We start from the raw sequence: 4,383 nt of genomic DNA on the forward strand, positions 1-4,383 counted from the left end.
TCTGCTCGTTAGACTGCAGGCACAGCAGACGGCGGACTTGTGGGGGCCCCATGGGCAGCTTGACCTACTCGATGATCATGTCGGTGGACGGCTACATCGCCGATGAGAACGGCAATATCGATTGGACCGTGCCGGACGCGGAGGTCCACGCGTTCGTGAATGAGGTCGAGCGGCCCATCGGGACCTACCTCTTCGGCCGCCGCATGCACGAGGTCATGTCCGTGTGGGACGACTTGGCTGCGGATCCCGACCTGCCGGAGGTAGAGCAGGAGTTCGGTCGGCTGTGGCAGGAGAAAGACAAGATCGTCTATTCCTCCACACTGGAGTCCGTGACGACTGCGAGGACAAAGCTGGAGCGGGAGTTCAGGCCGGAGGCCGTTCGGCAGCTGAAGGAGTCAGCCGAACGCGATCTCTCGGTGGGCGGCCCGACCTTGGCCGCCCACGCCTTCAAGGCCGGGCTCGTGGACGAGTGCATCTTCTACATCGCGCCGGTTTCGATCGGCGGCGGCACGCCGGGCCTGCCGCCCGGGCAGCGCCTGTCGCTGGAACTGCGCGACGAACGCCGCTTCGGCAACGGCGTGGTCTATCTGCGCTACAGCGTCCGCCAGTGAGCAGGCGGCAGGCCGTTTCCAGCTACTTTTCGGCGATCGCCATTGCGGTGGCCAGGTCGCCGTCGTGGCTCATGGAGAGGTGCCAGTACTTCACGCCCTTAGCCTCGGACGCCGCCGCGACGGTACCGGTGAACTCCGGATAAGGGTCTCCCCCGCCGTCGACCCTGATGGTGCAGTCCTGCCAGTTCATGCCCACCGGCGCCCCGATGGCCTTGGCGATCGCCTCCTTGGCCGCGAAGCGCGCGGCCAAGGAGCGGGTGTTCAGCTGGCGCTCCTCCGGGGTGAAGAGCCGGTCGCGCAGGCCGGGCGTCCGCTCCAGCTGGGCGCGGAAGCGGGACACCTCCACCACGTCGACACCGATCCCGACAATCATGGCAGTGTCGCGGACTACTCGACGGTGACGGACTTGGCCAGGTTGCGCGGCTGGTCCACGTCGTAGCCCTTGGCCGTGGCCAGTTCGCACGCGAACATCTGCAGCGGCACGGTGGCCAGCAGCGGCGCGAGCAGGGTCGGGGTCTCCGGGATGTAGAAAACGTGCTCGGCGTAGGCGCGCACCGCTTCGTCGCCCTCTTCGGCGATCACGATCGTCTTCGCGCCGCGGGCCCGGATCTCCTGGATGTTGGAGACCACCTTGGAGTGCAGCGAGTGCCGGCCGCGCGGGGAGGGCACGACGACGAATACCGGCTGGCCTTCTTCGATCAGCGCGATCGGGCCGTGCTTGAGCTCACCGGCGGCGAAGCCCTCGGCGTGGATGTAGGCCAGCTCCTTGAGCTTCAGCGCGCCCTCCATCGCCACCGGGAAGCCGACGTGGCGGCCCAGGAACAGCACCGACTTGGTGTCCGCCATCTCGCGGGCCAGCTTCTTGATCTGGTCCGCGTTGTCCAGGATGGCCTGGATCTTCTTCGGGATGGCACCCAGGTCGGAGAGGATGTCGCGGATCTCGCCCTGGAACTTCAGGCCGCGCAGCTGCGCCAGGTACAGGCCCAGCAGGTAGGCGGCGGTGATCTGCGCCAGGAACGCCTTGGTCGAGGCGACGGCGATCTCCGGGCCGGCATGCGTGTAGAGCACGGCGTCGGATTCGCGCGGGATCGTCGAACCGTTGGTGTTGCAGATGGCCACCGTCTTGGCGCCCTGCTCGCGGGCGTAGCGGACGGCCATCAGGGTGTCCATGGTCTCGCCGGACTGGGAGATGGACACCACCAGCGTGTTGCCGTCAACGATCGGATCCCGGTAGCGGAACTCGTGGCTGAGCTCCACCTCGGTGGGGATCCGGCACCAGTGCTCGATGGCGTACTTGGCGACCTGGCCGGCGTACGCGGAGGTGCCGCAGGCGAGCACGATGATCTTGTCCACGCTCTTGAGCAGCTCCGGGTCGATCCGGACCTCGTCCAGCATCAGCCGCCCGTTCGCGTCCGCGCGGCCCAGCAGGGTGTCGCCCACGGCGGCGGGCTGGTCGTTGATCTCCTTCTCCATGAAGGAGGGGTAGCCGCCTTTTTCGGCCGCGGCCGCGTCCCAGTTGACCTCGAACTCGGTGCCCTCGGCCGGCTGCCCGTGGAAGTCGGTGATCTCGAAGCTGTCCGGGGTGATCGTGACGATCTGGTCCTGGCCCAGCTCCACAGCGCGGCGGGTGAAGTCGATGAACCCGGACACGTCCGAGCCCAGGAAGTTCTCGTTCTCGCCCAGGCCCACCACCAGCGGCGAGTTGCGGCGGGCCGCGACGACGACGTCCGGCTGCTCCTGGTGGATGGCCAGCAGCGTGAACGCGCCCTCCAGCTTCTGGCAGGCCAGCTGCATCGCCTTGGTCAGCGACGCCTCGCCCTTGGCCGCCAGCGAACGGTAGATATCGCCCAGCAGCACCGCGGCGACCTCGGTGTCCGTCTCGGAGCGGAAGGTATGGCCCTTGGCGGTCAGGGACGCCTTGATCTCGGCGAAGTTCTCGATGATGCCGTTGTGGATGACCGCCAGCTGGTCCCCGTCGGCCAGGTGCGGATGCGCGTTCTGGTCCGTCGGCCCGCCGTGGGTGGCCCAGCGGGTGTGGCCGATGCCGGTCAGCGACTGCGGCAGCGGCCGGGCGTCAAGCTCGTCAATGAGGTTGCTCAGCTTGCCGGACTTTTTGCGGGACTCAATGCCGCCGTCCGCGATGACCGCCACGCCGGCCGAGTCATAGCCGCGGTACTCCAGCCGGCGCAGCCCCTCCAGCACCACATCAAGCGCGCTGTGGCTGTTGATCCCCGGGGCCGGATCGGCGCTGCCGTCCGCGGCCAGAACGTCGCGGCGGCCTACATAACCTACGATTCCACACATACACCCAAGCCTACCTGCTGGCGCCGCCGGACATGCAGGCGCCCGCCCGCAGTGGCACCGCACCGCCGTCGTCATTTTGGGTATTGACGCACGCAGAAGGCACAATTCTTAGGTGATTGATGACGCACCAAAGGCGGCAGCGTCCCCTGCTGAGACCAACGTCACCCCGTTTGTCGAGCTGGACCGCCAGACCTGGTCCCGGCTGTCCAATGAAATTGAGCAGCCGCTGAACCAGGAGGATGTCGAGCGGCTCCGCGGCCTCGGCGAGCAGCTGGACATGAACGAGGTGCGCGAGGTCTACCTGCCGCTGTCCCGGCTGCTGAACCTCTACGTCGGCGCGGCCGGCGAGCTGCACAAAGCCACCACCACCTTCCTCGGCGAGCAGACCCGGCGCGTGCCGTTCGTCATCGGCGTCGCCGGCTCGGTGGCCGTGGGCAAATCCACCACCGCCCGCGTGCTGCGCGAGATGCTGCGGCGCTGGGAGGGCACGCCGAACGTGGAATTGGTGACCACGGACGGCTTCCTCTACCCCAACGAGGAGCTCACCCGGCGCGGCCTGATGAACCGCAAGGGCTTCCCCGAGTCCTACAACCGGCGGGCCCTGCTGCGCTTCGTCAGCGAGGTCAAGTCCGGCGCCGAGGAAGTGCGCGCGCCGTACTACTCGCACCTGACCTACAACATCGTGCCCGGCCGGGAGATCGTGGTGCACCGCCCGGACGTGCTGATCGTCGAGGGGCTCAACGTGCTGCAGCCGGCGCGGCCCCGCTCGGACGGCCGGACCGGGCTGGCGCTGAGCGACTTCTTCGATTTCTCCATTTATGTGGACGCCAAGACCTCTTTTATTGAAGAGTGGTACGTGTCGCGTTTCCGGAAACTGCGCAGCTCCGCGTTCGCCGATCCCGAGTCCTACTTCCACCGCTACGCCTTCCTCACGGACGAGGAGGCGCGCGAGACCGCGCTGGACATCTGGCACCGGATCAACGAGCCGAACCTGGTGCAGAACGTGCTGCCCACCCGCGGGCGCGCGCAGCTGGTGCTGACCAAGGACGCGGACCACTCGGTCCGCCGGATGCTGCTGCGGAAGACCTGAGATGAAACCAGCCAAGCCCTTCGCCGTCCTCGCCGCCGTGGCCGCGCTGGGCTTGCTCGCCGCGTGCGCCCCCGCGGAGCCGCCCGCACCCAGTGAAAGTACGACGGCGGTGTCCCCCGGCAGCGCTTCGTCCGCGCCTGCCGCAACGGGCAGCAGATCCCCCTCCAGTGATCCCGGGCCGGCCACGCCGAGCCCCAAGCCGGCAGAGACCTCCGAGCCGGCGCCGCCGCAGGAGCCCGAAACCCAAGCACCCCCGGCCGCCGGCGGGCACGACGACCCGGCGCGCACCGACGTCGTCGTTAATAAGCGGCGCCCGCTGCAGCCGCGGGACTACTACCCCGCAGACCTCATGACCCCGGCGCTGCCGGCCGGCGCGGG

4 protein-coding genes and 1 pseudogene are annotated in these 4,383 nt (G+C 68.1%); 3 read left to right on the forward strand and 2 right to left on the reverse strand.

The annotated features are described in order from the left end of the window. Positions 1-50 precede the first annotated feature (50 nt). Complete coding sequence (locus tag D477_RS18840; RefSeq protein WP_005273688.1) at positions 51-611, forward strand: dihydrofolate reductase family protein; 561 nt, start codon at positions 51-53, stop codon at positions 609-611. A gap of 22 nt (positions 612-633) precedes the next feature. Here the strand turns inward: D477_RS18840 and D477_RS18845 are convergent, their stop codons facing one another. Both D477_RS18845 and glmS read right to left on the reverse strand, forming a co-directional pair. Next, a complete protein-coding gene (locus D477_RS18845; protein ID WP_005273692.1) occupies positions 634-984 on the reverse strand; it encodes a holo-ACP synthase in 351 nt (116 codons plus the stop codon). A 14-nt stretch (positions 985-998) separates the two neighbouring features. Further along, positions 999-2,915, reverse strand: coding sequence for a glutamine--fructose-6-phosphate transaminase (isomerizing) (glmS, locus tag D477_RS18850; protein WP_005273695.1), 1,917 nt, complete (start codon positions 2,913-2,915; stop codon positions 999-1,001). A 112-nt stretch (positions 2,916-3,027) separates the two neighbouring features. Between glmS and coaA the strand changes: the two genes are divergently transcribed. Both coaA and D477_RS18860 read left to right on the forward strand, forming a co-directional pair. Further along, positions 3,028-4,005: a type I pantothenate kinase gene (gene coaA, locus D477_RS18855; RefSeq protein ID WP_005273699.1), complete on the forward strand. Its 978-nt coding sequence runs from the start codon at positions 3,028-3,030 to the stop codon at positions 4,003-4,005. A gap of 1 nt (position 4,006) precedes the next feature. After that, positions 4,007-4,383 (forward strand): annotated as a pseudogene (locus D477_RS18860) (hypothetical protein); the annotation flags it as partial.

Origin of the sequence: Arthrobacter crystallopoietes BAB-32, assembly GCF_000328305.2 — a bacterium.
Lineage (GTDB): Bacteria > Actinomycetota > Actinomycetes > Actinomycetales > Micrococcaceae > Crystallibacter > Crystallibacter crystallopoietes_A.

Excerpts from the sequence above, each read along its gene's own strand:
- D477_RS18840 (WP_005273688.1), top strand. The coding sequence starts at position 51 with ATGGGCAGCTTGACCTACTCGATGATCATGTCGGTGGACGGCTACATC.
- D477_RS18845 (WP_005273692.1), bottom strand. The coding sequence starts at position 984 with ATGATTGTCGGGATCGGTGTCGACGTGGTGGAGGTGTCCCGCTTCCGC.
- glmS (WP_005273695.1), bottom strand. The coding sequence starts at position 2,915 with ATGTGTGGAATCGTAGGTTATGTAGGCCGCCGCGACGTTCTGGCCGCG.